Source organism: Dyella sp. SG609, from assembly GCF_012275375.1.
Lineage (GTDB): Bacteria > Pseudomonadota > Gammaproteobacteria > Xanthomonadales > Rhodanobacteraceae > Dyella_D > Dyella_D marensis.
The window spans coordinates 168,467-193,927 of record NZ_JAAZQJ010000007.1; the positions used below are offsets into that span (position 1 = coordinate 168,467).

12 protein-coding genes are annotated in these 25,461 nt (G+C 67.6%); 4 read left to right on the plus strand and 8 right to left on the minus strand.

The genetic code is table 11. The annotated features are described in order from the left end of the window. Positions 1 to 42: 42 nt before the first annotated feature. The 3 genes from FHW85_RS14415 to FHW85_RS14425 form a co-directional block, all read right to left on the minus strand. Positions 43 to 1,587 (minus strand): sodium:proton antiporter, encoded by a 1,545-nt coding sequence (locus FHW85_RS14415; protein ID WP_168648703.1) that lies wholly within the window; start codon positions 1,585 to 1,587, stop codon positions 43 to 45. 40 nt (positions 1,588 to 1,627) lie between these two features. After that, positions 1,628 to 2,350 carry a FadR/GntR family transcriptional regulator gene (locus tag FHW85_RS14420; RefSeq protein WP_168648704.1) on the minus strand — a complete coding sequence of 241 codons (723 nt, stop codon included), beginning with the start codon at positions 2,348 to 2,350 and terminating at the stop codon, positions 1,628 to 1,630. A gap of 194 nt (positions 2,351 to 2,544) precedes the next feature. Continuing rightward, positions 2,545 to 3,747, minus strand: a complete 1,203-nt coding sequence (locus FHW85_RS14425; RefSeq protein WP_208399779.1) for a glycoside hydrolase family 27 protein — start codon at positions 3,745 to 3,747, stop codon at positions 2,545 to 2,547. A gap of 396 nt (positions 3,748 to 4,143) precedes the next feature. Between FHW85_RS14425 and FHW85_RS14430 the strand changes: the two genes are divergently transcribed. Beyond that, positions 4,144 to 4,692, plus strand: a complete 549-nt coding sequence (locus FHW85_RS14430; RefSeq protein ID WP_168648705.1) for a DUF488 domain-containing protein — start codon at positions 4,144 to 4,146, stop codon at positions 4,690 to 4,692. 472 nt (positions 4,693 to 5,164) lie between these two features. On the opposite strand, the gene FHW85_RS14435 is transcribed toward FHW85_RS14430, so the two are convergent. Beyond that, a complete protein-coding gene (locus tag FHW85_RS14435) occupies positions 5,165 to 8,755 on the minus strand; it encodes a hypothetical protein (RefSeq protein WP_168648706.1) in 3,591 nt (1,196 codons plus the stop codon). Then, positions 8,752 to 14,376 (minus strand): DUF11 domain-containing protein, encoded by a 5,625-nt coding sequence (locus FHW85_RS14440; protein ID WP_168648707.1) that lies wholly within the window; start codon positions 14,374 to 14,376, stop codon positions 8,752 to 8,754. The genes FHW85_RS14435 and FHW85_RS14440 overlap by 4 nt, the downstream gene beginning before the upstream one ends. A gap of 297 nt (positions 14,377 to 14,673) precedes the next feature. Here FHW85_RS14440 and FHW85_RS14445 point away from each other — a divergent pair, with 297 nt between their 5' ends. Next, a complete protein-coding gene (locus tag FHW85_RS14445) occupies positions 14,674 to 15,024 on the plus strand; it encodes a hypothetical protein (RefSeq protein ID WP_168648708.1) in 351 nt (116 codons plus the stop codon). Between the two features lie 36 nt (positions 15,025 to 15,060). On the opposite strand, the gene FHW85_RS14450 is transcribed toward FHW85_RS14445, so the two are convergent. After that, complete coding sequence (locus tag FHW85_RS14450) at positions 15,061 to 15,837, minus strand: response regulator (RefSeq protein ID WP_167256172.1); 777 nt, start codon at positions 15,835 to 15,837, stop codon at positions 15,061 to 15,063. A 201-nt stretch (positions 15,838 to 16,038) separates the two neighbouring features. Between FHW85_RS14450 and FHW85_RS14455 the strand changes: the two genes are divergently transcribed. Beyond that, positions 16,039 to 16,959 carry a LysR family transcriptional regulator gene (locus FHW85_RS14455; protein ID WP_167256174.1) on the plus strand — a complete coding sequence of 307 codons (921 nt, stop codon included), beginning with the start codon at positions 16,039 to 16,041 and terminating at the stop codon, positions 16,957 to 16,959. 223 nt (positions 16,960 to 17,182) lie between these two features. Here the strand turns inward: FHW85_RS14455 and FHW85_RS14460 are convergent, their stop codons facing one another. Beyond that, the gene (locus FHW85_RS14460) at positions 17,183 to 20,686 is read right to left on the minus strand and encodes a two-component regulator propeller domain-containing protein (RefSeq protein ID WP_168648709.1); all 3,504 of its coding nucleotides are present in this window, start codon (positions 20,684 to 20,686) and stop codon (positions 17,183 to 17,185) included. 336 nt (positions 20,687 to 21,022) lie between these two features. Continuing rightward, positions 21,023 to 23,980 carry a TonB-dependent receptor plug domain-containing protein gene (locus FHW85_RS14465; RefSeq protein ID WP_246866777.1) on the minus strand — a complete coding sequence of 986 codons (2,958 nt, stop codon included), beginning with the start codon at positions 23,978 to 23,980 and terminating at the stop codon, positions 21,023 to 21,025. A gap of 770 nt (positions 23,981 to 24,750) precedes the next feature. On the opposite strand from FHW85_RS14465, the gene FHW85_RS14470 reads away from it, so the two are divergent. After that, positions 24,751 to 25,392, plus strand: a complete 642-nt coding sequence (locus FHW85_RS14470; protein ID WP_168648711.1) for a TMEM175 family protein — start codon at positions 24,751 to 24,753, stop codon at positions 25,390 to 25,392. Positions 25,393 to 25,461: the final 69 nt, after the last annotated feature.

Consider the following 25,461-nt stretch of genomic DNA (forward strand, 5'->3'; position numbering starts at 1 on the left):
AATCACGACCGGCGTGACGAAGCCCGCCGGCGCGGCGGCGTTTCAGGCCGGACGCTCCGGCTCGCCCGTGCTCAGCTCGACCCAGTCGAGCTCGGCCTCGACCTGCCGGAACGCATCGTCGCCGATCGCACCGGACAGGCGCAGGTCCTGCACCGCGTGGCGGGACTTCGCCACCAGGCAGCGGCGCAGCACGTTGTCTTCGTGGCCGCCGGGGGCGCGGCCGCGTTCGACGTTCTCCAGCGCCGCGGCAAGTTCGGCGCGCACGCGCATCGATGCCGGCGTCGGATCCGCGGGCAGCTCGTCCATCGCGGCGCGGATCGCGGTGGCTCGCGCCAGTTGCAGTTCGCGCTGCACGGTGCCGTCCGACGGCAGGCGCACCAGCTTCAGCAGCGGGCCCAAGGTCAGGCCCTGGATCACCAGCGTGCCCAGCACCACCACGAAGGCGGTCAGCTGGATGAAATCGCGATACGGAAATCCCACCGGCAGCGCCATCGCCGCGGCCAAGGTGACGATGCCGCGCATGCCCGACCAGCCGATCACGGCCGCGCCCTTCAAGGTGGCCGGCGGCCCGGGCTTGCCGGACTGGCTGCGGCGCAGGCTGTTGAGGCGCACCAGCAGGTGGTGCACGAACACCCACGCCAGGCGCACCCCGATCACCACCGCCAGGATCACCATGGCCATGCCCAGCGAGTGCAGCCGCTCGCCTGCGCTCGACCTCTCCAGGATCGGACCCAGCTGCAGGCCGACCAGGGTGAACGCCAGCACGTTGAGCACCACGGTCGCCGTTTCCCAGATCGGGAACGACGCGGTGCGGATATGCGTCTGCATCGGCCGCGTGCTCAGCCGCGACATGGTCAGCGCGAAGGTCACCACGGCCACGATCGGCGACAGCCGCAGGCGCTCGCTGAGCAGCCAGATGCCGAAGGTCAGGCCGAACTGGAAGATCACCGCGCTGGGCGCTTCCTCGAAATGCCGCATGAAGCGGGTGATCGGCCAGGTCAGCGCCAGGCCGAACAGCACGCTGCCGAACACCACCAGGACGAACATCGGCAAGGCATCCGCCGCGTGAAATCCGCCCGCCGCCACCGCACTCACGGCAAGGCGATAGATCAGTAGCGCCGACGCGTCGTTCAGCAGGCTCTCGCCTTCCAGCACCATGCGCATGCGCAGCGGCACCGGCAGCCGGCGCAGGATCGCGGTGGCGGCCACCGCGTCCGGCGGCGCCAGCAGCGCACCCAGCGCGATGGCGGCCGCCCACGGCATATCCGGAAACAGCCAGCGGGCCGCCAGCGCCACCGCCACCGTGGTGAGCACCACCGCCACCAGCACCAGCGACAGCACCGGCAGCCACATCGCGCGCAGGTCGCGCAGCGAAGTGTCGAAGGCGGCGTCCATCAGCACCGGTGCGACGAACAGCACCAGCACCAGGTCGGGCGGGAATTCCAGCTTCGGCGGATCCGGCAGGCAGGCCAGCAAGGCGCCGCCCACCGCCAGCAGCACCGGATAGGGAATATTGATGCGCTTGGCGAACGAGGAGACAACCGCTGCGCCGAGCAGAAGCACCAGGATGGTTTCGAAGACCTGCATGGGCCGGGACTCTACATCACCAGCCACCGCACCCGCCGCTTTACGCTCCGGCCTTGCGCGCCTTGCCGCGGCTGCGCCGCACATTGGCCAGGGAGTCGCCGATCATGGCGTGCACGGCCGCGTGCGCCAGCTTGGGCTGCTTGCGGCGGATCGCCTCCAGCACCTTCTGGTGGTGCGGCAGCGAATAGCGGAAATCGGTGGCGTTGCGCGCGGACAGCACGAAGAAGGTGCCCAGCGCAGTATCGATCACCGCGAACAGCGAGGACAGCAGCTCGTTGCCGGTGGCCTGCAGCACGGCTTCGTGGAAGCGCAGGTCGGCTTCGGCCCAGGCCTCCAGTGTCTGCGCCGCGTCCATCGCCTCGTAGGCGGACTGGATCTCGGCCAGCTGCGCATCGGTGCGGCGGCGCGCCGCGGCGGCCGCAGCCGCCGGCTCGATGACTTCGCGCATTTCCACCAGCTTGTCGATGAAATCGTCGGTGGGCATGGAAGCGCAGCGCCAGGCCAGCACGTCGGCGTCGAGCTGGTTCCAGTGGCGCGGCTCCTGCACGCGCGCGCCGACGCCGGCGCGCGATTCGATCAGGCCCTTGGCCGACAGCACCTTCATCGCCTCGCGCAAGGCGGTGCGGCTGACCTTGAGGCTTTCGGCCAGGGTCTCTTCGCGCGGCAACACCTCGCCCGGCTTGACCTGGCCGCTGACGATGCGCTGGCCGATCTCCTGCATCACGTGTCCGTACAGGTTGCGAACGGGGTTCGGCTTCCTCATGGAGGGCGCGTCCTTGGCGGGGTGGCAATGGTGTATGGCGGCGCGATCTTGCCAACTTTTTGCGGCACCCGCGACCGGCGTAGGTTGGGGTGAGCGCAGCGAACCCCAACAGCCAGGTCTTGGCAGGTGCCATGTTGGGGCTCGCTGCGCTCACCCCAACCTACGCCAACGTCGGCGCCGGATGGCCGGCCGGCTTACATCGCCGAGATCCGGTACATCACCGTCGCATGCGGCTCCAGCTTCACCTTGATGGAGCCGTCGCCCTGCGCATCGGCGTGCTTCCACAGATCGCGCATGCGGTACTTGCCGGCCTTCAGCCCCACTTCCCGGGCCGTTACCGCCACGTCCTGCGCGGCATCGCCTTCGTTGAACACCGCCACCGCACTGCTGCCATCCTTCAGCGGCTTGACGATCACATGGATGCCCTTGGCATCGCGCACCTGCTTGCCCTGCTTGCCCAGCGGGTCCTGGTCCACCGCAATCACGTCCTTGTTCAAGAGGATTTCCAGCGCGGACGGGCTGATCTTGCGAAGGTCCGTGCCGATCAGCAGCGGCGCGGCCATGATCGACCACAGGCTGAAGTGCGAGCGGTACTCCACGTCGGTCATGCCGCCGTTGCCCACTTCCAGCATGTCAGGGTCGTTCCAGTGGCCGGGGCCGGCATAGGCGTCGAGAACCACGTTCTCCTTGAAGATCTTCAGCATCGAGTCGTACTTGTCGCTGATGTCGCCGGTGGTGCGCCACGACGAGGCGCCGACAGCCGGGTCGGTGCCCCACAGCCAGGCCTTGTTCTCGCCCCACTCGCACAGGCTGTAGAAGATCGGCCGGCCGGTGGCGCGCAGCGCTTCGCCCATGGCGGCGTAGCGCTCCTTGGCGGGCTTCTTCTCGTTATTGCAGTTGTCGTACTTCAGATAGTCCGCGCCCACGGAGGCGAAGAATGCCGCGTCCTGCTTCTCGTGGCCCAGGCCGCCGGGGAAGCCGCGGTTGGCCTGGTGCGGTTCGCAGGTGTTGGTGCCGGCGCTGGAATACAGGCCGAAGGCGAAACCCTTGGAGTGCACGTAATCGGCCAGCGCCTTGATGCCGTGCGGAAAGCGCTTGAGGTTCGGCTGCAGGTTGCCCTGCTTGTCGCGCTGCCAGTCGGCCCAGCAGTCGTCGAGGTTGATATGGCGATAGCCGGCGTCGCGCAGGCCGCTGCTGATCATCTTGTCCGCCACGCCGCGGATCATGTCTTCGTTGAATTCGTCGCGGCAGTGGGTGGAATTCCAGTTATTGAAGCCCATCTGCGGCACGGCCGCGCTGGACCATTCCGGCTTGACGTCCTCGGCCGACGCCGCCGTGGCGAAGCTCACGGCGACACAGATGGCGAGGCGGGTCATCGTTGCGGAAAACACTTTCATCGACTCTCTCCAGGCGGCATTCAAAAAAACGACGGGCGGCGCGCAGAAACCTGGGGGAGGCGCGCCGCCCGTCCGGGGAAACTCGCTGCGAAGCTCGGATGGTGCTGGGCGGGTGTTCGAACCGTGCTGCTCCGTCGCGCATCGAGCGCGACGGGCTCAAGTCGTTGTACTCCCCTGACGTCCCCAGATAGTCAGTTAATCATACAAATATGAGCGAGGCCCGAATCATTGGTTGGGCATGCCCATGAGATCAAGCTGCGATGCAACATCCGCATGCAATGGCTTGTGTTCGCGGCAGGAATCGCTGGTCGGATCACATGCAGTCGATGAAAATTAGACGTCCAAATCGACGGGCATGGGGCAGGATTGGATCGCGTATCGACGATGGAGCGCTGCATGGCTTTGCCATTTTTCACGATTGGCCATTCCAACCGGAGTCTTGCGGACTTCATCGCGCTGCTGCACGAAAACGAGGTGGGCCTGATGGCGGATGTCAGGGCGTTTCCGCGCTCGCGCACCAACCCATCATTCAATGACGACGTGCTGCCAGCGTCCCTGGCGGCCGAAGGCATCGCCTATCGGCACCTGGCCGAACTCGGCGGCCGGCGGCGCAAATCCGAAACGGTGCCGGTCGAGACGAATGGCTACTGGACACACCAGAGCTTTCACAACTACGCCGACTATGCCTTGACCCATGTCTTCCAGGTCGGGCTGGAAACGCTGATCGGCCTGGGCCGCGAGCAGCGCTGCGCCGTGATGTGTTCGGAAGCGGTGTGGTGGCGCTGCCATCGGCGCATCGTCACCGATTACCTGCTGGCGCGCGGCGAAACGGTGTTGCATATCCTGGGGCCAGGGCACGTGGAAACTGCCGAGCTTACCGAGCGTGCGAGACCGCATGCGGACGGCGCCGTGACGTATCCGCCGGCGGGTGATTTGTTTGCTTAGAGGTGTAGCGAAGAGGGCTTGTTGCGAGCCTCAGCTCAGCGCTCCGGCCGGCCCCTCACCCCGACCCTCTCCCCGGAGGGGAGAGGGGGATGTAGCGTGAGGCGATAATCGAACGAAGAGCGTGCGGCGCAGCCGCGGCGTTCCACTGGTGCGCTTCTGCTCTTGATCTACCGGGTCCCCTTGGCGCCGGCGGTGAGGGCGCCAAGCAGGGTGCCCTCTCTTTTTGGTTACTTTTTCTCTGGGCACGCAGAGAAAAAGTAACTCGCCCCGCGGCAGCGGGGCGAAACACTCGCCAACGGCGAGACACCCAAGCGCCAACGCAACATCAAGCGACACCGCCACTGGATGACAGGTTGCGAGAAACTTGGGGGTAGCAAAAAAAGACGCCCAGGCGCGAGCGGAGAAAACAGGGACGGACGTCTCCCCCACCATGCCCCCTCGCGCAGGCATGGCGCCCGGGCATCAAGCTCGCTCAGTAATAGCCGACCACGTTGAGGAACACGCCCTTATAGCGGTAGCCCAGCTTGGTCATGTCATCGTTGAAATCAGTGAAGTTGTAACCCAGCCCCATGCGGAAATGCTTGCTGACGTCATAGTCCACGCTGGCCAGCCAGCCCTTGCGGGTGCCGCCCTCGGACGCGCGCAGCACGCGGTACTCGCCCATCACGCTGAACCCGCCCATCACGTAGCGGCGCGCCTGCCCCGCCAGCATCGTCGCCCGGTTGTCGTACCACGCCCCGGTGCCGCGGCCCTCGCGAGCCTCGCCTTCGCGGGTGGCCAGCTTCGCCGCGAACTCCCACTGCGTATCCAGCCGGTACACACCTTCCAGCGAGAACACGCTCGAACGCTGGTCGTAGTAGCTGTCGGACTCGGTCTGGCCCGGCGAGGACAGGTCGTACAGGTAGGTGTACTTGCCCAGCACCGTCCAGCGCACGCTGTTCCACGGACGCCAGGCGAAACCGACATTGGTCTCGTTGAAGCGCGCGTTGTTGCTCGGGTCCACCTTGTCGCTGGTGCGCGACCAGTTGATGCGGCCGGCCACCTGCCACGACTCGTTGATCTTGTAGCTGATCCGGTGCGTGGTGACCCACTGGTCGCGCTGCTCGGCGCCGCGGTCGCGGCGGTATTCCAGCTTGCTGGCCCAGCTGGTGGAGGCGTCGGTCAGGCCGGCGTTGAGGCTGCCCGCATGGCGGTTGACGCGCCCTGCCCCGCTGGCCGCATCGAGCTGGCCATCCTGCAGGGTGAAGCCCAGCGTCCAGCCCAGGCTCGGATAGAAATCCATGCCGAAGGTATGGCCGATGCCGGTGTCCGGGCCGGATTTCAGCCACTGGCTCTCGTTATAGAGGTTGGTCTTGTCCGTCACGCGCCAGCGCTGGCCCAGGGTCAGGCCGTCCGGTGCCTGCGACAGCAGGCTGGAATCGTTGTACAGCGCGGTGCTGTCCACCGAATAGGTGTACGCGCCATACAGCGAGTGATCGGGATTGAGGCGGTACTCGCCGTTGACCTGCGCCGCATTGCCGCGCGAACCGCGCGTGACTTCCGCCCCCGCATTGGACAGGTCGCCGAACTGGTACTTCGCGCCCACGGTCACCGCATCGTTGGTCGGATACGCGCCGTTGTCGTTGTTCAACGTCACCTGCCCCGTGGCATACACATCGAGCGAGCTGCCGATGCGCTGCGTATAACCGAGGGCCGCCAAGGTGCCGGTGCCGCTGCGCAACTGGTAGGTCTCGGTGACGCGGCGGATCTCCGCGATCAGGTCCGACTTCTCCGCCAGCTGCCAATCCAGCTGCACCTGTCCCTGCTCCAGCGCATCGTTACCGCGCTTGGCATAGCTGTAGCGCCCGGACAGGCGCAGGCCGTCCTGGATCTGCCCGGCGAACTCCGCGCCGTATTCCTTGACGGCCAGGCCCTGGTCGGCACGCGCCACCGAATAGCCGGCATCGACGTCGCGCCACCATGCACCCACCGTCCACTCGCGCGCGCTCCAGCCCAGTTCGCGCAGATCCGCGTGCGCATCCACCGCCGCGGCATTGCCGCCGCGGCTGCCCGATGTCACGGGATTGGTGCGGATAAAGCTCAGGCCGCCGTTGTCCGAGTAGTAGATCGGCGCCACCGCGGCATCGCTGTGCGAGCGCTCCACTTTCAGATAGGTGCCGCGCCCCGCCTGCAGCGTGACGTCCGCGCCCTTCAGCGAGTAGTCGTCACTCGAACGGCCTTCGTCGACATAAGTGCCGCCCACCGCCACGTGCTCGCCGAACCAGTGCTTGGCGCGGATGCCCGCGGTGACGTCGTTGCTGTCGAAACCGCTGGGCACGTACTCGTAATCGGCCAGCAGGTGATTCTCGTAGCCGCCCTGCGGGCGATCGCGGAACAAGGTGCTGACATTGGCCTGGGCGATCTGCGCCAGCGGCCGGGTCAGCAGCAGGCGGCCCTGCATCTCGTTGATGTCGTAGTCGACGCCGCGCACCAGGGTGACGCGCGACACCACGCTGCCGGTGGCCGGATCGCGCACTTCCAGCACCACCTGGTCCGAACCCGGCAGGATGTCGGTGTTGCGCAGGTAGTACAGGCTGCCGCCGGTGCCGAGGAACTCGGTATGGCCCAGCACCGTCTGCGCCTGCGACGCGAACGCCTTCAGCAGCGTGTTCGGATCGCCCAACGGCGTGGCTTCGCGGCTGCGCCAGTCGATCGCCGCACCGTACAGGCTGCGCACGTACTGCGCGTACTGCGTGCCGGTGAAGCCGGTCTGGTAGTTGCCCCACAGCGCCTGGCTCTTGTCCCAGTCCAGGCGCAGGTACAGCTTGCCCTGGGTGTCGATGTCGCGGTACGTGGTCGAGTCGTCGCCGTACACCGGGTAGTACATGTTCGGATCGAGGCGGCGGAACACGTCCTTCGGATCGGCCTTGAAGAAGCCGTTGAACAGGCTGCCCGTGTTGCGTTCCGTGGTGTCGGCCTGGGCGGTGAACAGATAGCGCCCTTCCAGCTTGCCCTTCATATAGAAGGCCAGGCGCCCTTCGTCGAGGAAGCCGTCGCGGTAGCGCGGATCCACCGTCAAGGCGGAAGCACCCGTGCCGCTGACCGAACTCTTCGACGCGGTGAGGTCGGCAATCGCCACCGCGAACAGATAGTTGTCGCGCACATTCACCGCCAGCGGATAGTGGCTGGCAGCACCGCCCGCGCCGCGCAGGGCGACGTCGAGCGTGTGCGACCCCGTCGGCAGCAGATACTCGGCGACGAACTTGCGCTGCTGGTCCACCGGCACGCTCTGCCCGGCGATGGTCACGGCGTACTGGTCCGGCACGTTCTGCCCGTAGACCCGCACGCGCGAACCGCGGATGGCGATGTTCTGCCGCCGCAGCGCATTGCCGCCGAAGGTGCTGTCGAGCAGCTCGCGGTCCTCCAGCTGGCTCGCGCTCATCGAGCGCAACTCACCGGTGGCGCCCTGCCGGCGCTGCTCCAGCGAGCGCTGCCGGTCTTCCGGCCGCACCAGCTGCAAGCTGCGCGGATAGGTTTCATCCACGCTGCCGTCCTCGCCCCAGGCGCGCAGCACGTAGCTGAGTTGCTGGCCCGCCTGCAGGGAGATGCCGGCCGGCAGCTTGCCGTCCCAGCTCGCCTGCACCACCGCGCCGGGAGCGACGTCCACCGTTGCCAGCGGTGCGGTCAGGTTGGTGTCGTCGCTCCGGTAGATGCTGATCTGCATCTTGCGGATGAACGCGTCGTAGTTGCTGTACACCTGGAAGCGCACGGGCTCGGTGACCTGGCCGTGCTCGAACGCGGCCACCGCGCTGCCCTGCACATTGAGCAGGGGCGAGGTCAGCGCCGGATCCTCGGTGGCCCAGATCAGGCCGCCGTTGGGCAGATCCAGGCTGTAGCGGCCGCGCGCCGCCGGTGCGCTTTGCGCGGCGGTGGTGGTGGTGGCAATGGCAGCGGCGTTAGCCGACTGCGCCTGGGCGGGCGTCCAGGCGCCCGCGATGAGCACGCCGAGAATGGCGGCGTCCAGCGTCCTGATCTGCATGGTCCGGTTGGCCTTGGTCGGAGAGTGAGAGCGGCGGGCGTTCATGGCTGCCCTCCCGTCTGCTGGTCGCCACGCGTGGCGGCGCGCTCCGGTGGTCCACCCGGCTGCTCGTTCTGCGGCGCCGGCAAGGTCTGCACCGGCAGCTTCACGCCGAAGTCGAAGCGCGCCGGAATACCCTGGGTAATGCGCTTCACCTGCGGGTTCGGCGTGGTGAACTCGCTGTCCGGCGGCAGCGTGGCCGCGTCGACCTTCATGATGAAGTTGCGGCCGCGCGCCATGTTCGGCACGTCGATGCCTTCCAGGTGGAAGCGGCCGTAGGCGTCGGTCTCGATCAGGTTGCCTTCCACCGTGCCGATGCGCACGCCGGGAATGCCGCGCTCGTCGACGCCGCGGTTGACGATCACGTAGTCCACGCGCAGGTTGCCGTCCGCTTCGGTGCTGACGCGGCGTTCCACCGTCAGCTTCTCCGCGGAATGGCCCGAAGCCGCATCGCCGCTCAGCGCCGTATCGCTCTGGCCGCCGCTGCGCAGGCGCACCGTGGTGCCTTCCGCGCTGGTCAGCTGGAAATCGCCGGTGAACTCGGCACGGCGCAGGCGCTGCGAGATCACGATGCGGCGCAGGTCTTCCGGCTGCGCCACCGTATCGCGGCCGCGCAGCGAACCCAGGGCGATGCCATGCAGCAGCGGCGCGCTCGCATCCGCCTCCGGCTGCGGGCCCTGCCCGCGGTCCACCGTGGTGGAACCGGCGATGTACGCGCCCGGGGCGAAGCCGCCCTGCACGCGCAGGCCGTCGGCGGTGGCGCTGGCCTGCCAGCCGTCGCCGTTGCGGTCGTCGAACACGGTGCCGAAGGCGCGGCTGTCCTCGAACAGCGGATCGGCATCGCGCTGCACCTTGGCCTGCGCCACGTTGCTGGTGAGCACGCCGTTGAGCAGCATCTGCGCGGTGTTGACGTACTCGCCGCGGGCCGACGCGCCGGGACCGACGCGCATCAGATACACCACCGTGATGCTCTTGCCGGCGCCGACGTCGATGCCTTCGACGCGGATCGGACTGCTGCCGGCCAGGCGCCCGCCGGAGTTGCCGACGTTGAGCGAATCGGCCACCAGGGTGAAGCCCACCGGCGGGGTATCGGCCAGCACCGCCTGGTGCACGTCGGCCTTGCCGGTGTTCTGGATGGTCAGCGTGTAGCGCACCACGTCGCCCACCTTCACCGTCTGCGGCGTGGCCTGCTTGCTCACGTGCAGCAGCGCATCGTCGCTCACCGCCAGGGTGATCGAGGCCGTGCTGCAGTTGGTGCGCAGCAGCGTGTCGCAGATGCGGTAGCTCAGCGTGTAGGTGCCGCGCGCGGTGCCCGCCGGCACGATCACGCTGCCGTCCGGGCCGATCGAAGCGCCCTTCAGGCCGCCGTTGTCCACCAGGGTGGTGATCACGCGGCCGGGATCGCCGATGACCGCGCCGCCCTGGGTGTCGTTGCCCAGCACCTTGCCGGGCGTGCCGCCGGTGGCGCCGTTGACCGGCGTGGTGCGGTAGTCGTCGTTCACCGCCTGCAGCGGCAGCGAGACCACCGCTACCGTGGCGACGGCGCTCTTGCAGTTGGCCGGATTGAGCTTCTCGCAGATTCGATAGGTGATGGAGTACGTGCCGGCCGGCGTGCCCGGAGCGACCGAGACCTGGCCGGTGGCGGGATCCAGCTGCACGTTCGGGTTGCTCGCCGGCGTGGTCACCGTGAGGTTGACGTTGGCCGGCGTGGCCTTGGCGCCATCGAGCGTGTCGTTGTCCAGCACATTGCCCGCGTTCGGCTTGCCGGCGCCGCCGTCGATGCCGGTGTAGCTGTCGTCGGTGGCGGCGATCTTGCCGGCGGCGACCGTGACGCTGGCCGTGGCGGAACTGCAGTTGCCGGGATTGAGCTTTTCGCAGATCTGGTAGGTGATGGTGTACGTGCCGGCCGGCGTGCCCGGGGCCACCGAGACATTGCCCGTCGCCGGGTCCAGTTTGACGTTGGGGTTGCCCGGCGGGGTGGTGACCGACACCGTCACCGTCGACGGCGTGACCTTCGTGCCGTTGAGCGTGTCGTTGTCCAGCACGTTGCCGACCGACGGATTGCCGTTGCCGCCATCGATGCCGGTGTAGTTGTCGCCGGTGGCGACGATCTTGCCGGCGATGACGGTGACGTTCGCCGTCGCGGTGGCGCAGTTGGCCGGGTTGAGCTTCTCGCAGATCTGGTAGCCGATGCTGTACGTGCCGGCCGGCGTGCCCGGTGCGACCGAGACCTGGCCGGTGGCCGGATCGAGTTTCACGTTCGGGTTGCTGGCCGGCGCCGTCACCGTCAGGTTGACGGTGGACGGAGTGGCCTTCACGCCGTCGAGCGTGTCGTTGTCCAGCACGTTGCCGGCGTTCGGCTGGCCCACGCCGCCATCGATGCCGGTGTAGGCGTCATTGGTGGCGACGATCTTGCCGGCGGCGACGATCACGCTGATCGTGGCGCTGGCGCAGCTGGCGGGGTTGATCTTGTCGCAGATCTGGTAGCCGATGGTGTACGTGCCGGCCGGCGTGCCCGGCGCCACCGAGACATTGCCGGTGGCCGGATCCAGCTTCACGTTCGGGTTGCTGGCCGGCGTGGTCACCGTCACGTTGACGGTGGACGGCGTGGCCTTGGCGCCGTTGAGCGTGTCGTTGTCCAGCGCATTGCCCACCGACGGGTTGCCCGCGCCGGAAACGCCGGAGTAATTGTCGCTGCCCGCGGTGATCGGGCCGGCCACCACCGTGGCGGTCGCGGTGGCGGTGGCGCAGTTGCTCGGGTTGAGCTTTTCGCAGATCTGGTAGCCGATGGTGTACGTGCCGGCCGGCGTGCCCGGAGCGACCGACACTTCACCGGTCGCCGGATCGAGCTTCACGTTCGGGTTGCTGGCCGGCGAGGTGACGCTCAGCGTGACCGTCGAGACCGCCGCCGCGCTGCCGTTGAGCGTGTCGTTGCCCAGCACGTTGCCGACGTTTGCATTGCCGAGGCTGCTGTTGATGCCCGTGTAGTTGTCGTTGGCCGCGGCGATCTTGCCGGCGGCGACGGTGACGCTGGCCGTGGTGCTGGCGCAGTTGCTCGGGTTGAGCTTCTCGCAGATCTGGTAGGTGATGGTGTAGGTGCCAGCGGGCGTACCCGGGGCGACCGACACTTCGCCCGTCGCCGGGTCGAGCTTCACGTTCGGGTTGCTGGCCGGCGTGGTCACCGTCAGGTTGACGGTGGACGGGGTGGTCTTCACCCCATTGAGGGTGTCGTTATCCAGCACGTTGCCGGCATTGGCCTGCCCCACGCCGCCGTCGATGCCGGTGTAGCTGTCGGGCGTGGCGGCGATCGCTGCCGCGCCCACCGTCACATCCGCTTCGGCGGTCGAACAATTGGAGGCCTGCGCGGCATCGCAGATGGTGTACGGAATCTTGTAGGTGCCGGCCGGCGTGCCGGGCTTCACCGTGATGGTGCCGTCGCCATTGAGGGTGAAGCCGCCAGTGGCCGGCGGATTGCCGACACTGCCCCAGCTCAGCGTCACCTGCCCCTTGGCGGTGCCGATGGCCGGACCGGTGGTGGTGCCGAACTGGTCGTTGCCGACCACGTTGCCGGTGCTGCCGCCATTGGCGCCGTTCGGCACGTTGTAGCTGTCGTTCTTCGCGGTGATCTGCACGTCGCCGACCGGCGTATCGGTGGTGCCGGTGGACGTCACCGGCGAACCGCCGCCCGGCGGCGTGCCGGTGACGGTGGCGACGTTGTGCAGCGCCACGCCGGCATCCACGTCGGCCTGCTTCACCGTATAGACGAAACTGCCGCAGCTGGCGCTCTTGCCCGGATCGATCGAGGCCGGCGAGCACGCCAGCGCGGTGCCGCCGGCCATCGGGTCGGATACGGTCAGGCCATTGAGCGTGAGATTGCCGCTGTTGGTGGCGGTGATGGCGTAGCTGATGGTTTCGCCGACGTCCGCCTTGCCGTTGCCGTTGGTGTCGTTGAGCGTGGCGGTCTTGCTCACCTGCAGCGCGGGCGTGCCCTGCACCGTGGTGGTGGCGGTCGACGTGTTGTCGCCAGTGTCGGCGCTGGGCTCGCCCACCGTGGTATCGGTGGAAGCCAGCTTGACGTTGGCGGTATTGCTCAGCGTGCCGATCAGGCTGACCGGCGCGGTGGCATTGATGGTCACCACCACGCTGCTGTTGGCGGGCAGGCTCTGTACCGCCCCGGTGACCGTGTAGCCGGCGGCATCGCTGCCGGTGACATTCACGCCGAGCGCGCCGCACACCGCGCCGTTGGTGGCGCTGCCGCAGCTCACGCCGCCGGCGCTGACGCCGGTGATGCCCACCGGCAGGGCGTCGGTGAACACCGCGCCGGTGGCCGTGTGCGTGCCGTTGTTGCTGATCGCCAGCGTGTAGCTCAGCGGCTGGCCGGCCTGCACGGTGGCGGGCGCGGTCTTCACCAGTTTGAGGTCCGCGATGCGCGGGATATTGGTGAGCGTGCAATCCACGCGGTCGCCCAGCTGTTGCAGGTCGACCTTGGGCGGGTTGGCGGGATCGAACGTGCCGGTGGGCAACACCGTTGCCGAGCCCGGGTTGCCATTGGTGCAGACAATATTGCGGTCGTACTGGTCCAGCGTGGACTTGCTGCCCGGCGCCATCTCCTCCTTCAGCGTGATCACGTTGCCCGGCATGGTCGCCTGGCCGCTGATGTAGGCGTAGTTGCCGGTGGCCGCGCCGGTGGTGGAGGTATTGATGATCTCCTGGCCCTTCACGTTGATCACGCGATAGGTGAACTGGTCGCTGGCGTCCAGGCGGCCATTCGGCAGCGCCTTGCGCAGGCGCACGCCGCCCCAGCGCACGCCGAAGGCGAAGCCCTGCAGGCTGCTGGCATTGGTGTGCACCTGGCCCATCACGGTGAACGGCGAGCCGGTGCGCGTGGTCGAGAACACCACGGCGTTGGCGGTGCCGCTCTTGCCGACCATGCGGATGCAATCGATCATGCCGGCGCAGGCCGAGGCCGGCGTGTTCGGCACGCCCGCGCTGCCCGGCGCGCCATAGGTGAGGTTGTTGGCCGCGGATGCGCCCAGCCATTCCACCAGGTTGAACGTGCTGCCGCCGGAGACCACGCCGAAGTCGAGATACTCGTTGCTGTTGGTGCTTTCGCCGTCGGCGACCACCATCTCGAACGCGTTGGTGCTCTCCACCCCGCTGGGGCCGAACAGATGGATGTCGCGCAAGGCCACCGTGGTGTCGTTGGCGACAGTGCCGGTGTTGGTGTACAGCGCAGCGGTATTGGGCTTGTAGATGGTGTAGTAGCCGGTGCTGCCGCTGAACTGCGAGCCGGTCCAGCTCGGCGCCTGCACACCCTTGAGGCCCGCGCTCGAACCCACGTTGCTGACGTCGACCGTAAAGGTCATGGTCGAGCCATCGGGCAGGTTGAACGTCAGCGGCGTCGAGCCATTGGCATTCAAGGTGACGCCGTCGAGCTGCAGCCAGCAGATCTCGTCGACGTGCGCGCCCTTGGAGTTGGGATCGGCCATGCGGCATTCGTTTGCCTGCGCCACTTTCGGCATGGCCATGCCCAGCAGCAGCAGCGCCAGCAAGGCGAAGAGCTTCTGGTACAGCGTCGCCCTGGCGCGTGTCCCTGTCCCGCGATAACTACCCGGCAAAGCGGACATATCCGTTCACTCTCATGCTCGTGGCGTCCCGCGCGGCGGAACGGCCTGGTCGGAAAGTGGCGCAGCCGTACCCGCTCCTCCGGTGCGCGGAGAAGTGCATGCAGACGGCGAAAAGCCCCTGGCCGCCGCTGCTGAAAAGCAGGACGGTTGCGCCCTTGTGGCGGCTAGAGATGGGGTGAGGAGGTGTCGGCGGCAGTCCCTGCAGCTGCCGTCACGACCTCAGCGCGAAAGCCTTGCTGACGACACCGGTTACCCCCTTTGGCGGCGGCTCCGCGACGCTACGCGGCAGCCAGGCCAATGTCGGCATTTCCCATCGATGCCGAATCGGTGTCGTCAGCGGCGCGGATCGTAAGCTTGCCGCGGGAAGGCGTGGAAGGTGGTGCTGCGGGAACTTGCGTATTGCACGGCGGGACGTGCCGCCGCCGCGCCAAAACTTTGGCGTGCCGCAGTTGGCACGGGAGGGATGGGGAAAAGGGCTTTTTCAGCGGAAAAACCGGCGTCGCTGCAGTTGGCGACGATTTTGCCGAAGCGGCTGCGCCGGGTTGGCGTGGCATGCGGCAAAGCTTGCGGACGGCGCAGGAAAGCGGCGTGCGTCGTACTGAAGCGCATTTTGGCAGCCGCTTCAATCGCGTGGCGAGCAAACTGTGAACCAGCTCGCGCAGATGCTTGCGCGAAGCTGGCGCGCTATTCGCTGGTCGCCAGCTCGTCGCTGTGCGAGGCCTTGCGGAACTGGTTGGGCGTCACGCCCATGCGTTCGCGAAACGCCGTGATGAAGTTGCAGGAACTGCGGAAGCCCACGCTCTCGGCGATGTCCTGCAGGCCCAGCGAGGTTTCGGTCAGCAGCTCGCGGCCTTTGCGCAGGCGCTCCTCGCGGATCCAGGCGAACACGGTGGTGCCCATGTGCTGGCGGAAGATCGCCGAGAGGCGCTTGTCGTGCGTGCCCACCTTGCGCGCGATCTCTTCCAGCGGCGGCAAGGCCGCCAGCTGCTCGCGGATCAGCCGCACGGCGGCGCGCAGGGTGATCTCGTCGTGCGACAGGAAACTCTCGGCATCCGCCGGCGCCGCCGCATGCGCGCGCGGCCCCAGCCGCAGGTGGATGCGCACGCGGGCCAGCACCTCGTCGGGGTGGCTGGGCTTGAGCACGTAGTCGACGCCGCCGTGGGTCAGGCCTTCGAGGCGCTCTTCCAGCGCGCCGGCGGAGCTCAGGAAGATCACCGGCACGTGCTGCGTGCGCGGGGCTTCTTTCAGCAGGCGGCAGGTGGCGAAACCGTCGAGCACCGGCATGCGCACGTCGAGCAGGATCAGGTCCGGCTGCAGCGCCATGGCGCGCTGGAAGCCCTGGCGTCCGTCGGTGGCCAGCGTCACGCGATAGCCCTCGCCCCGCAGCAGCTGCTGCAGGTGGCGAAGTTCTTCCGGCGAATCGTCGATCACCAGGATGTGCGGTGACGCCTGCGCTGGCATGTTTCCCCCTGTGGGCGGCCGAGGCCGCTGCCAACCGCCCGTGGCCATCCGGCCGCACGAGCGGAACGAGTATATAGCGGCTTCCGTTTCATCGTCCCCCCAGGCAAAACGGCGGTCCCCCCGGGCAAAGTCCACCCCGCCGGCGCGGTCCTAAGCTCCTCACCGTCGCCGCTCCGGCGCTGGCCTGGCCGCATCCGCACCATGCTCCTGACCGACAACCTCAACGACCTCTACCTGCTGACCCGCGTGATCGAGGCCGGCGGTTTCGCCGCCGCGGCCCGGCAGACCGGCATGACGCGCTCGCTGCTCAGCCGCCGCATCGTCGGGCTGGAGCAGCGGCTCGGCGCGCAGCTGCTGTTGCGCAACGCGCGCCACTTCGCCGTGACGCCGCTGGGCAACGAGGTGTACCGCCACGCCCTGCTGATGTGCGAGTCGGCGGAAGCGGCCATCCATGCGGTGCAGGACGCGGCCGGCAATCCCGGCGGCCGCGTGCGCATCGACGTGCCGGACCTGGCCGGCGACCTGCTGTCGCAGGCGCTGGTGGCAGTGTCCGCGCAGCACGAGCGCCTGCATCTTGCGCTGAGCATGAACGGCGGCGTCGAGGCCTTGCTGGCGCAGCGCGTGGACCTGGCCCTGCATATGGACGACAAGATGCCCGACCGCGGCGACATCGTGGCGCACAAGCTCTGCCACGTGCGCATGGTGACGGTGGGCAGCCCGCGCCTGTTCCGCCGCCTGGGTTCGCCGACGCATCCGGACCAGCTGGAAGACCGGCATTGCCTGGGTTATCCGAGCGCCGGCGGCTCGCGCCACTGGACCTTGCGCGGCGCGCGCGTGCGCAAGCCGGCGGGGCCGCTGAGCACGGGGCATCTGTCCACGCTGCTGGTGGCGGCGCGCGAAGGGGCCGGGGTGGCGCAGCTGCCGCTCTACGCCTGCGCGGATGACTTGAAGGCGAGCCGGCTGCAGCGGGTGTTCGAGGAGTTCGAGCCGGAGCCGACGCCCGTGCATCTGCTGAGCCTGTCGGGGATGGCGCTGACGGCGGCGACGCGCGGGGTGGTGCAGAGCCTGCGCAAGCAGTTGGCGTTGGCGCGGTTGCCGGGTGTCACGACAGGCGAGCATTAGCTCTGCTCCCTCTCCCCTCCGGGGAGAGGGCTGGGGTGAGGGGCCGGGCGGAGCGGTGAGCTGAGGGTCGCTACAAGCTCAAAAAGCTCTTCTTTTCTTCGTAGAAGCGTTGCCGCGAGCACCCGCCCCTCATCTGCCTGCCGGCATCTTCCTCGCTCCTCAAAGCCGCGCACATCCATGTGCGCTCCCCGCGTGCTCCCCGGAGGGGAGAAGAGTTGCGGATTCATGTTTCGCTGTTTACGCCCGACAGCAGGCGATCGACATGCTCCAGCAACTGCTTCCCGCTCGCCGGCTTGAGCAACGCATCGTCGAACGCCAGGCCATCCTCCGCACGCCGCGGCGGCAATGACGAATAGAGCAGGACCGGCACCGCCGCATATTCGCTGCGCAAGGCGCGCAACAACGCCCATCCATCCATTCCCGGCATGAACTGATCGGTCACCACCAGATCGATGGCCTGCTTCTGCAAGGCCGACAGCGCCTCTTCGCCCGACTCCGCCGGCACGCTCTCGAAGCCGAACCCGTCCAGCAGATCGCACAGCATGTCGCGGCTCTGCGGATGATCGTCCACCACCAGGATGCGCCGCCCCGCGCCGTCGATCTCGCCGCCGCCCTCGGCCGACAGCTCCTGATCCAGCTCGGCCTCTTCCGCCAGCGCCACGTCCAGCACGAAACCGAAGCGGCTACCGCCGCCGGGCGCGGCGTCGATATTCAGCCGGCTGCCCATGCGCCCCAGGAGCTGCGTGACGATCGCCAGCCCCAGGCCGTAACCGTCGTAATGCGCGGCATTGCCGCCGCGGGCGAACGGCTGCGCCAAGCGCTCGCGTTCGGAGGGCTCGATGCCGATGCCGCTGTCTTCCACCGCCACCTGCAATTGCACCCGGCCCGGCACGCTTGGCGCGGCGGTGACGGTGAGCTGGATATAGCCGTCGTCGGTGAACTTGGCGGCATTGCCGATCAGGTTGGCCAGCACCTGGCGCAGGCGGCGGAAATCCAGCCGGACCAGGGCGGGCAGATCCTCCGCATAGCGAGTGACGAAGCGGTTGCCGCGCCGCTCCGCCGGCAGCGCCGCCTGCTCGGCCACGCTTTGCAGGAAGGCGTGCAGATAGCCGGGCGCCTCCACCAGTTCCAGGTCGGTGAGCTCGTCGCGCGAGAATTCCAGCAGCTCGTCGATCAGGTCCAGCTGCTGCCGCGCGCTGCCTTCGATCAGCGCCGGATAGTCGCGCCGCCGGCTACCCTGCCGCCATTGCCGCACGCTTTCGATGATGCCCGCCAGCGGCGAGCGCAGGTCGTGGCTGATGCGCGCCAGCAGCATGCCGCGCGCGCGCATGGCGCTCTGCAGCTGCTCGGTGCGCACCGCCACCGCCTGCTCCAGCCGCTGCGCATGCTTGACCAGCACGCGCACGCGCCAGCGCCAGGCCAGCGCGAACGCGGCCAGCAGCAGCAAGGCCGCCGCGGCGAAGGCCGGCGTGCTGCGCCACCACGGCGGATTCAAGGTAAAGCCCAGGCTGATCGGCGCGGACAGGCGCCGCTGGTTTTCGTCGACCGCCTGCAGTTCGAAACGATAGGTGCCGGGTGGCAACGCGGCGTAGCGCACTTCGCGCGTCGATGCCTCCACCCAGTCGTTGTCGATATCGGACAGGCGGTAGCGGAAACGCACCGGGCTGCCCGAGCTGTTGCCCAGCACCGCGAAGCGCAACACCAGGGCGCCGCCCACGCCGAAGTCGGCTTCCGCCTGCTTACCCGCCAGCTCGTGCCCGTTGTAGAACGCCGAGACCAGCCAGGGATGCAGCTCGCGCGGCGCCAGCAGCTCTTCCGGTTTCAGCAGATGGGACAGGCCGATCGGCGTGCCGACCCAGACCGAGCCGTCCTCGTCGGCATGGAAGGCGCCATGATTGGTTTCGTCCCACAGCAGGCCGTCGCGCGAGGTCAGGCGCGTCCAGCGCTGCGCGTTCAGCACATCCACGCCGTTGTTGCCGCCCACCCACAGGCGGCCGCGGCGATCGGCGCGCAGGAAGTACACGCGCGAATCGGCCAGCAGCGGATCGTCCACCGGCGTGAGCGTCACGCTGTCCGCATCGCCGGCCGCGCCGCCGAGCAGGCCGGGCTGCAAGGAGCTGAGCCAGAGCCGGCCGTCCGGCGTGACGGCCACGTTCTCGTAGCCGCCGAGCGCTTCTTCCGGCGCCACCCTGACATGCGTCCAGCGGCCGCCGGCGAAACGGAACAGGCCGGCGCGGCAGGCTGCCCACAGGCGTCCCGCGCGATCTTCCGCCAGATCCGAGCACATCGAGGTGGGAATCAGATCCGGCGCCGCGCGCTCCATCCGGCCGGTCGCGCCGTCGAGCGCATAAAGGCCGCCGAGCGTGTAGGCCCAGAAGCGTCCGTGGCTGTCCTGGAACGCGCCGCGCACCAGGAACGGCAAGGTGGCGACCACCGTGGTCTTGCGGCTCCCCGGTTCGTAGCGCAGCACGCGGCCGTCGAACAGGAAGTACCAGACCGAGCCGTCCGCGGCCGACAGCACGGTGCGCGTCTGGTGCGGCGGCGCCACCGCCAGCGGCCAGGGCTCGGCATGGTCCTGCCCCGCGCCGATCACGCTGCCGCCCCAGTCGTCGGCCACCCACACCGCGCCGGAAGGCGCGCGGCTGATCGACCAGATCAGCGAACCGCTCAGCCCCTGCGCGGACGTCCAGTTTTCCACCGCGTCACGGCCGCTCCAGTGCAGCAGGCCGCGGCCGTAGGTGCCGATCCACAAGGTGCCGTCCTGGTCGACGCTCAGCGCCGACACGCCCACCTTGGGCAGGCCGTCGTCGGTGCCGAACAGCTCCCAGCGCTGGCCGTCCCAGCGCGCCAGGCCAGTGGAGCTTCGCGTCAGCACGCGGCCTTCGTGGTCCTGCGCGATATCGATGCTCGATGCCGCCACGTCCGCGCTGTTGCCCGGCATGTCGCGCGCGACGAACTGGTCGCTGCCGGGTGCGAGCATCCGCACCGTGTGGATGCCGCGCACCCACAGGCTGCCGTCGCGCGCGGCGAGGAAGCCCAGCCATTTGTCGGCCGGTACGCCGGCATCGGCGCCGTAGCGGCGCAGTTGTCCACCGCGCAGGCTGCACAGCTCGTCGCCGCAGCCGAACCAGGTGCTGCCGTTGGCATGGAAGACCGCGCTGACCTTGTCGAGTCCGGCAAAGGCCTGCCGCTGCGCCTCGCTGAAAGGCGCCGTCACGTTCCAGTGGCTGGCGCCATCGGGGCTGAGCAGCAGCAGGCGGTTGGCGCTGACCAGCCACATGCCGCCGGCATCGTCGGCCGCCAAGGTCTGCCCGCGATCGGCCAGCAGCGGCTTGCCTTCGGGGCGCACCCAGCCGAAGCGGCCGTTCTCGCGCAGCTGCAGGCCCGCGCGCGACCCGACCCACAGGCGTCCGCGCACGTCCTCGTCGAAGCTGATCACCTCCGAAACCTGGAAGCCCTGCTCCGCGCCGACCTGGCTGAAGGCCATGCCGTCGAAGCGGTACAGGCCTTTCTCCGTACCCACCCATACGAAGCCTTCGCGGTCCTGGTAGATGCGCACCACCGAGAGGCTGGTCAGGCCGCTGCCCTGGTCGTACAGGGTGAGCGGGAGCTGCGCGGCCTGCGCCAGGAGCTGCCATGCCAGCAGGCACAAGGCGGCCACGAGCTGGCATGCGCGCCGCGACGTGCATCGATGCGGGATCAGCGACTCGCCCCTGGTAAGAGTCACGGATAAAGCCTTTGGCGGGTGATGCGGTGAGCGGAGATGGCGCCCGGAACGAAAACCCTCGCTCCGTGGCCGGCGGAGTATAGGGGGTCGCACTTCCGGCGTGCCATGAAGGTACGACGGCGCGCAACCAGCTCGTCATCCCGGCGCAGGCCGGGATCCAATAGCGATAGCCTTTATCGAGTTATAGCGTTCGAGCGACGAGCTTTAGTGACTTCATGGCATGACCATGCCATGTCGCTGCTGGATGATTCGCTTCGCTCACCCCTTAGGGGCCGCCCTACGGGCGTTCTTCGCGCTACGCGCTCGTCCGGCCTGCGCCGGGATGACGAGCAAAAGTCAGTAGTCGTAGCTCACGCTCACGCGTACATAGCGCGGATCTTCCCGATACAGAGCCGTGCCGAACAGCGGGTTGGGCGAATACGGCGCCTGCTCGGAATTGGGCTGCAGGAAGGTCGGCCGCTGCTCGTTGAACACATTGAACACGTTGGCATTGAACGCCAGCCGCTTGGCCGCGAAAAGCGGGCGGTACGTCACGCCCAGATCCAGCTGATGCAGCCACGGCAGGCGGCCATGGCTGCCGGGCGGCGACGGCTGGCCATCGCAATAGTGGTAGGCATTGCCGTAACCCACGGGGTCGGTGTGATCCGGCCCGTAATAGCCCAGGCAGATGCGCGGATTGCCCGACTGCACGCTGAGGTTGGCGGACAACTGCCACTCCTGCGTCAGCTGGTAATAGCCGTAGAGCTTCAGCACGTGGGTGTGGTCGTTGTTCTGCGGCCCGTTGGTGTGCTCCATGATGGCGTAGTTGTCCCAGTCCTCGCTGGCCGAGGCGCCGCCTTGCAGCAGGTCCGAGCGCACCTGGCCTTCGGTATTGCCGTAGCTGCGCGAGAACACGTAGTCGAGCTTGCCGTACCAGGTGCCGTCGAACGGGTGCTCCAGGAAGGTTTCCAGGCTGTAGTAGCGGCGCTTCAGGCGATCGAAGCCCAGCTCCGCATTGCTCATGGGCACGCCGACCAGCTGCCCGCCGGTGGTGACCAGGTTGAAGGTGTTGGCGCGGCCAGGATTGATCAGGTAGCAGCTGTTGCTGGAGGCGATGTCGTAGCCCAGCGCCTGCGCCTTGTCCAACACCCGGTTGACGTCGCAGAAGTCGTCGATGGCATTGCGCAGGATGCGCTGGGTCAGCTTGGCGCCGTAGACCCAGGTGGAACCGGCCGCCTTGGTAAAGCCGAGGATGAATTCGTCCTGGTTTTCCGCCTTGATGCCCTGCGCGGTCACCGTGCGCGGGTCGGGCGGTATGCCGAAGGAGTTGTTCGCCGACACCGGGTTGGACATCACCGTCAGCCCGGTGGGCGTGCCATCGGCGGCGATGCCGCCATAGGTGTAGTACTGCTGCGTGCTGACGTAGCCGGCCGCCGCGCCGGTGGCGGGATTGAGCGGCATGCTGAGGTAATAGCGGCCGACATTGCCGTAGACCTTGAAGCTGGCATCGCCATTGACGTCCCAGCTGAAGCCCAGGCGCGGCGCCCACTGCGGCTTGGTCTGGGTGATGAAGGCCGCGCCGCTGGGGTTGTAGTCGGTGAACTGGTCGTTGCGCAGGCCCAGCGACAGCAGCCAGCGGTCGCTGACCTGCCACTTGTCTTCCACGTATTGCGCGCGCTGCATGGAACGCACGCTCACCGCATTGTTGGCGACGTTCTTCTGCACGTAGTAGCCGCCCTGCCCGTTCGGGAAATCCGCCGGCGCCGGCACGCCCAGGCCGGAAACCAGCGGCAGGTTCGGCGTATTGGTGTGGCCGTATTGCCAGGTGTAGCCGGGGCCGGAATTGCGGTTGCCCTGGTTCAGCGCTTCCGAACGCTGGTTGTCGATGCCGATGCTGAGCGTGTGGTCGCCCAGGTGATAGCTGAGGTCCAGACGCGTGTTGGTGGTCTTGTTGCCGCGCGCCGGATCGTAGAGCGTGGAGACGGTCTGGTTGTTGCCGCGCGGCACGCCGCCGTTCAAGGCCGGATTCTGGTTGGTGATGCCGCTGACGTAGGTAAGGTCGCCGTCGTAGCTGCCCGGCACGTCGTAGTCGCGTGTTTTCATCTCGCCGTACATCGCGCTCAGCGTAAGGTTGTCGGTGAGATAGCCGGTGTATTTGGCGACGTAGAGGTCGCCGCCGACCTTGGTGTTGTCGTCGGCGTTGATCAGCGTCCCTTGGCGGCGCGCGGTGTAGTCGTAGTCGTAGACGGCGCCGCTGCCCTTGCGCTTGTCCGAGGCGCCGGTCAGCTCGAGGATATGGCTGTCGCTGATGTTCCAGTCCAGCTTGCCGTACCAGCGCGGGCTGTCGTAGCGGTAGGTCTGGTAGGGCTTGCTGTTGTCCACCGCATTGACGTTGGCGCCCTGCTGCCGCTCGAACTCGCCGGCAAGGAAGAAGAACAGCCGGTCCTTGACCAGCGGACCGCCGGCATAGGCGCTGACCGTGGTGGTCCACAGCTTGTTGCCGCTCTTGGGGTCGTACAGGCGCCCCGCCACCGGCGAGGCCGGCGTGCCGTTGGCATAGTAGAGATCGGTGTAGTCGCTGCGCGTGTACGAGGGTTCCCACAGCACCTGGGCGCCGAAGTGCCAGGCATTGCTGCCGCGCTTGCCCACCTGGTTGATCACGCCGCCGTCGGAGCGGCCGTACTGGGCGCTGTAGCCGCCGGTGTAGACCTCCTGCTGGTCGATCGCGCCGTACGGCAGCGTGATGCCGCCGTGCCCGTTGAGCGGGTCGGTGGTGTTGAATCCGTTGATGTAATACGCGTTCTCGGTAGCCGCCGAACCGCCGAAGCTCACCAGCGGCTTGCCGGTGGCGGTAGTGAAGTTGGCGCTGTTGCGGTTGACGCCCGGAGCCAGCAGCGCGGCGGCTTCGGCCGAACGCACCAGCGGCAGCCTGGCCAGCTGTTCGGCGGTGATCACCGTGCGCGAATCGACGCTGGTGACGTCGATGGCCGGCAGCGCATTGCCCACCACGGTGACGGCGCCGAGATTGGTGGCCTGCTTGTCCGTGGCGGCAGCCATGAAGGACACGTCGGTACCCGCACCCACCTGCAGCGCCACCTGGTTGCGCGAGTCCACGGTCTGTCCGTTGCGCCGCAACGACACCGTATACGTGCCCAGCGGCAGCTGCGCGGCGACATAGCGGCCGCGCGCATCGACGCCCACCTCGCGGCGGAAGCCATTGGCGTTCTCGATCAGCACCGTCTCGCCGCCGCTGGCCGCGACCTGGCCGAAGATCGTTCCGGTGGTCGACTGGGCCTGCGCCCCGCCGGAAGCCATCGCGGCGATGGCCAATGCCACGGCCAGGGCATGCCTGGAAAAAGCAGACCTGGAAAGAGCAGTCGCGGACGGCAGGCGCTGTATCGCTTCGATCATCGTCATCCCCATCGCTGGCTTGAGCCCATGGACGAGATGAACGTGCCGCATGGCGACACGAAGGCAAGCGAGTGCGCGTAGGAAAGCGATGCGCCTGTAGCCCAGGACCGGCCCGGCAATCCCTTACATGGATCGATCCAAATCTCGCCCCCTATAAAACCCGAAGGAGCGGGTCCGTTCGGGTTCGCGGCAAACTTGCATCGCTGCCACTCGATTGTCAACCGTTTCCTGTGCAAGCGATCGGATGTTTAGACGTCCAAATGATAATGATGGGCTGCATGCACTTTTTCTTCACGGCGATGCGTGTGCCCCAATGCCAAACACCACACCCTCGCGCAACCCGCCCCCTCTCCCCTCCGGGGAGAGGGCTGGGGTGAGGGGCCGGTCGGAGCGGTGAGCGGAGGGTCGAGAAAAACCTAAAAGCTTTTTTTCTTGACTCTGTAGAAGCGCTCCCGCTAGAGCCCCCCTTCATCCGGCTGCCGCCACCTTCCTCGCTCCCCTACGCGAAGAGGGCACAGGGATGTGCCCGGCTTTGATGAGCGAGGAAAGCCGCGCACATCCCTGTGCGCTCCCCGCGTGCTCCCCGGAGGGGCGAAGGACTCACCCTCGCAACACCTTACGATTCCCCCACCCACTAGTGCATCATGACCGCCTCAACCAGGGGGAAGCTCAACGTGGAATCCAATCATCAGCTGCCCGTGCGGGAGCATCACGTGCACCAGCGTCATTTCGACCGCCTGGTGATGCTGTCCGACGGCGTGTTCGCGATCGCGCTCACCTTGTCGGCGGTGGAACTGAAGCCGGAGGAAGCCGCCGGCGCCCACGGCCTGATCGCCCAGTGGGCCACTCCGCTGCTGATCTACTTCCTCAGCTTCTTCATCGTCGGTGGCGTCTGGATGCAGCACCGCCGCGTGCTCACCCACCTGCGCCACGTCGATACGCCGATGACCCTGCTCACCCTCGCGGTGCTGAGCATGGTGTCGCTGATGCCGGTGGTGATCCGCGTGCTGCTGACCGCCGCCAACGGCGAATCCGGCGAAGGCATGCTGATCTATGCGCTGGCGCTGATGGCCAATTACCTGTGCCTGGCCGCGTCCTGGGGCTATGCCTCGTTTATCGGCAAGCTGGCGCCGGACGTGCCCGCGCCGCGCGCCTGGAGCTGGCTGCTGCGCGACCTGTTCGTGGCGGTGCTGTTCGGTGCGGTGGCGCTGTTCAGCGCGCATATGAAGCTGGCGGCAGTGCTGCTGTGCGTGGCCGGCGTCGGCGTGCGCTTCGTCTCCGGCAAGCTGGCGCGCCGCGCCGATGCGGTAGCGTAGCGTCGGCGTAGGTTGGGGTGAAAACCCCAACAATCATGCGGCAGGCTCCATCCGATGCGATGTTGGGGT